Origin of the sequence: Mesorhizobium sp. M1A.F.Ca.IN.020.06.1.1 (assembly GCF_004023265.1) — a bacterium.
GTDB lineage: Bacteria > Pseudomonadota > Alphaproteobacteria > Rhizobiales > Rhizobiaceae > Mesorhizobium.
Map to the genome: position 1 here is coordinate 1 of NZ_RZSR01000583.1, position 3,847 is coordinate 3,847.

A 3,847-nucleotide genomic window follows, 5' to 3' on the forward strand; every position below is an offset into this window, starting at 1 on the left:
CCTCGACGCGCTCGACCGCCGGTATCTCTCGATGATCGCCCGCAACTTCGGCGGCGGACCGGTCGGCATCGAGACGATCGCGGCTGGGCTGTCGGAACCGCGCGACGCCATCGAGGACATCATCGAGCCCTATCTGATCCAGCAGGGGTTCATCCAGCGCACGCCGCGCGGCCGCGTGCTGACCGCCAATGCCTGGCGGCATCTCGGCCTTGAAGCACCGAAAGACCTCGCGCAGCAGCAGATCAGCCTGTTCCAGGACGAGTAACGGACATTTGTTCGTCGGACGCGCCTTGAAGGGCTTCCTGCGCGAAATCTCCCCAGCTCCGCCAAGCTGAAGGCACAATTGCAGCCTCTAAGGCAGCTTGACGCATTTCCAGGGGTCGGGGCTGACCGATGATCACCAGACGTGGCTTTCTGCGCCTCATCGGCGGATCGTTCCTGTCCATGGTGTCGTTGAGCGCCTATGCGGTCGGCATTGAGCCGATGCTGCTCGCCCATGTGAAACGCTACTCGCTGACGCCGCCGCACTGGCCCGTGGGCCTCAAGCTGCGCGTCGCAGCACTGGCCGACATTCATGCCTGCCATCCCTGGATGACGTCGGAGCGGATCGCTTCGCTCGTCGAACGGACGAATGCCCTGCAGCCAGACCTGATCGTGCTGCTCGGCGACTATGTCGATGGAATGCGGCTGGTCACGGCCGAAGTGTCTGCACCGGAGTGGGCCGCCGCTTTGTCAGGGCTGAAGGCGCCGCTCGGCGTGCTCTCGATCCTCGGCAATCACGACTGGTGGCACGATCATGCGGCGCAACTGGCCATGGCCGGGCCAACGGCCGCGCGCAAGGCACTGGAGAGAGTCGGCATCCCGGTGCTGGAAAACGACGTGATGCGGCTGGAGAAGGACGGGCAGGGCTTCTGGATCGCTGGACTCGCGGACCAACTGGCAATCCGGTCGAGCAAAGCCCTGGGCCGCCACGGCTTCAAGGGCCTGGACGACCTCGGCGGGACGCTTGCCAAGGTGCAAGGCGACGAGCCGATCATCCTGCTCGCGCATGAGCCGGACATCTTTCCGAAAGTGCCTTGGCGAGTTTCGCTAACGCTTTCGGGCCACACCCATGGTGGGCAGGTGCGGCTGTTCGGCTATTCGCCGGTCGTGCCGTCCGACTTCGGCAACCGCTACGCCTATGGCCATGTCGTCGAGAACGATCGTAACCTGATCGTTTCCGGCGGGCTCGGCTTCAGCATCATGCCGGTCCGGTTCGGCATGCCACCAGAGATCCTGCAGATCGACCTCGGGTAGCTCCGGCATTTTCACGCGGACGGAAAACCGCGCAGGCGCCAAAAGCGCCAGAACCCCCGCCATCAAGGCTTGATCATCGCGCCCAACAGTGCCATCCGGTTCTCGCGCCAAACACCTGCCTGTTCGGGCCTGAATAAGGAAAGCGCGATGGACGATCATGGTGAATCCGCAGCGCTCAGCGCCGGGCTCTCGGGGGCGCTGACGCAATCCGGCCATCGCCTGATGGCCCGCGTCTACTATGCCGACACCGATTTCTCCGGCGTCGTCTACCATGCGCGCTATCTCGAATTCTTCGAACGTGGGCGCTCGGACTATCTCAGGCTCGCCGGCGTCCATCACACCGAGCTTGCCGATGGCAAGCATGGCGAGCGCATCGTCTGGGTGGTGCGGCGCATGGAGATCGACTTCCGTTCGCCGGCCCGCATGGACGACATCCTCACCATCGACACGCGCACCGAGGACATTTCGGGCGCCCGCATCTTCATGGCGCAGCAGTTGAAGCGTGGCGGCGAGGTGCTGGTCGAAGCGAAGGTCGAGGCGGCGATCATCGGGGAGAACGGCCGCCCGCGCAGATTTCCGAAGGAATGGGTCGCGGCCTTTATGCCGAAGGCGAGCGACTGATCACCGCGAACCGGCTTCGGCCGAATCCCTGTCACGCAGGAGTTGCCCGTTCTGGGACAACGACATCCACCAAAACAACCAAAAGCGCGTCGCCCGGACCCGCTTCAGCGCGATGTGCACTGATCGGCCGCGTCCAGCATGGCGCCGGCCGGGTGGGCGCGGCAATGCGCCACGCTTCATCTCCTAACCCATCCTTAACCATAACGGTTCATGAAGGAATTGGTGAAGATTGGCGCAATTCGTGTGCCTTCCTTTCACCAAGGTTTGCCCCGAAAACGCCGCGAAACGGTGCATTCGGGGCTTGTCCCGCGAGCTTCAGGCTTCGCGCGATCGGATCAAAGGGATGCCATGGGCCAGCCGCCAGCGATGCCCGGAAAAATCTTAAGGACGTAGTCATGGAAAACATCGCACTCGCCGACCCGGGCGCGCATTTGTCGATATGGGCCTTGTTCATGCAGGCCGGCTGGGTGGTCAAATTGGTCATGATCGGCTTGCTCTGCGCCTCGATCTGGACCTGGGCGATCATCATCGACAAGCTTGTCGCCTATAGCCGCATGCGGATGGCGCTCAACCGCTTCGAGCAGGTGTTTTGGTCGGGACAGTCGCTCGAGGAGCTCTACCGCACGCTCGCCGACCGCAAGACCACCGGCATGGGCGCGATCTTCGTCGCCGCCATGCGCGAATGGAAGAAGAGCTTCGAGAAGGGCGCCAAATCGGCGCTGGCATTGCAGACCCGCATCGACAAGGCGATGGATCTCGCGCTGACCCGCGAGATGGAAAGGCTGGAGGGTCGGCTCGGCTTCCTCGCCACCACGGGTTCGGCCGCGCCATTCATCGGCTTGTTCGGCACCGTCATCGGCATCATGACCTCCTTCCAGGCGATCGCCGCCTCGAAGAACACCAGCCTGTCGGTCGTGGCGCCCGGCATCGCGGAAGCGCTGCTGGCGACGGCCATCGGCCTGCTCGCGGCCATTCCGGCCGTCATCGCCTACAACAAGCTGTCATCGGATGCGAACAAGCTCGCCGTGCGCATGGAAGGGTTTGCGGATGAGTTCTCCGCCATACTCTCGCGCCAAATCGATGAAAAAGTCGCGCAGAAGGCCTGAGGTACGATCATGGGTATGTCTGCTGCTAGCGCAGGTGGCATAGGGCGAGGCGGACGCGGCCACCGGCGGCGCGGTCGTCATCATGGCCTGATGTCGGAAATAAACGTCACGCCGATGGTCGACGTGATGCTGGTGCTGCTGATCATCTTCATGGTCGCGGCGCCGCTGCTCACCGTCGGCGTTCCGATCGACCTGCCCGACACGAAAGCCAAGGCGATGAATGTCGACACGCAGCCGATCACGGTGTCGATCAACGCGGCCGGCCAGATCTATCTGCAGGAAACCGAGATCCCGATCGAGGAGCTGGTGGCGAAGCTGCAGGCAATCTCGAAGACCGGCTATGACGAGCGCATCTTCATTCGCGGCGACAAGTCGACGGATTATGGCACCGCCATGAAGGTCATGGCCCGCATTTCGGCCGCCGGCTACAAGAACATCGGCCTGGTTTCGCTGCAGGAACAGGATCAGTAAACGCCAAATGCGGACCGGCCTCACCTCATCGGTCATCTTGCATGCGGTGGCGCTGGCCTTCGGGCTGTTCACGCTGTCCTCGCCGCCCGCCATGCCGGCTTCCGACGTGGAGTCCGTCGCGGTCGACATCGTGCCGATGGAAGCGATCGCGCAGACCCTGCAGGGCGACAAGAAAGCGGTCATGCATGACAAGCCGGCGCCGCTGCCGACCAAGCGCCCGGATATCGTCCCCGACGCGCAGAAGGTCGGCGAGAACAGCGTCGACACCGACAAGCCGGCGACGGACGAAGCCAAGCCGAAGCCGGTCGAGAAGACATCCGCGCCGCCCCCGGCGCCGACGCCGACCGAGAAGC

5 protein-coding genes and 1 pseudogene are annotated in these 3,847 nt (G+C 63.6%); all 6 read left to right on the forward strand.

Features of this window, described 5'->3' with window-relative positions:
- On the forward strand, window positions 1-265 hold a 265-nt coding region (locus EOA60_RS22770), incomplete at its 5' end, for a Holliday junction DNA helicase RuvB C-terminal domain-containing protein (protein WP_281060765.1).
- Window positions 266-393: 128 nt separating this feature from the next.
- Window positions 394-1,296 (forward strand): metallophosphoesterase, encoded by a 903-nt coding sequence (locus tag EOA60_RS22775; RefSeq protein WP_095824087.1) that lies wholly within the window; start codon window positions 394-396, stop codon window positions 1,294-1,296.
- 147 nt (window positions 1,297-1,443) lie between these two features.
- On the forward strand, window positions 1,444-1,917 hold the full coding sequence (gene ybgC / locus EOA60_RS22780; RefSeq protein WP_095824086.1) for a tol-pal system-associated acyl-CoA thioesterase: 474 nt from the start codon (window positions 1,444-1,446) through the stop codon (window positions 1,915-1,917).
- Between the two features lie 395 nt (window positions 1,918-2,312).
- Window positions 2,313-3,023, forward strand: a complete 711-nt coding sequence (tolQ, locus tag EOA60_RS22785; protein WP_067001789.1) for a protein TolQ — start codon at window positions 2,313-2,315, stop codon at window positions 3,021-3,023.
- A 9-nt stretch (window positions 3,024-3,032) separates the two neighbouring features.
- A complete protein-coding gene (tolR, locus tag EOA60_RS22790; RefSeq protein WP_067319458.1) occupies window positions 3,033-3,494 on the forward strand; it encodes a protein TolR in 462 nt (153 codons plus the stop codon).
- A gap of 7 nt (window positions 3,495-3,501) precedes the next feature.
- Window positions 3,502-3,847, forward strand: a pseudogene (locus EOA60_RS22795) (hypothetical protein); the annotation flags it as partial.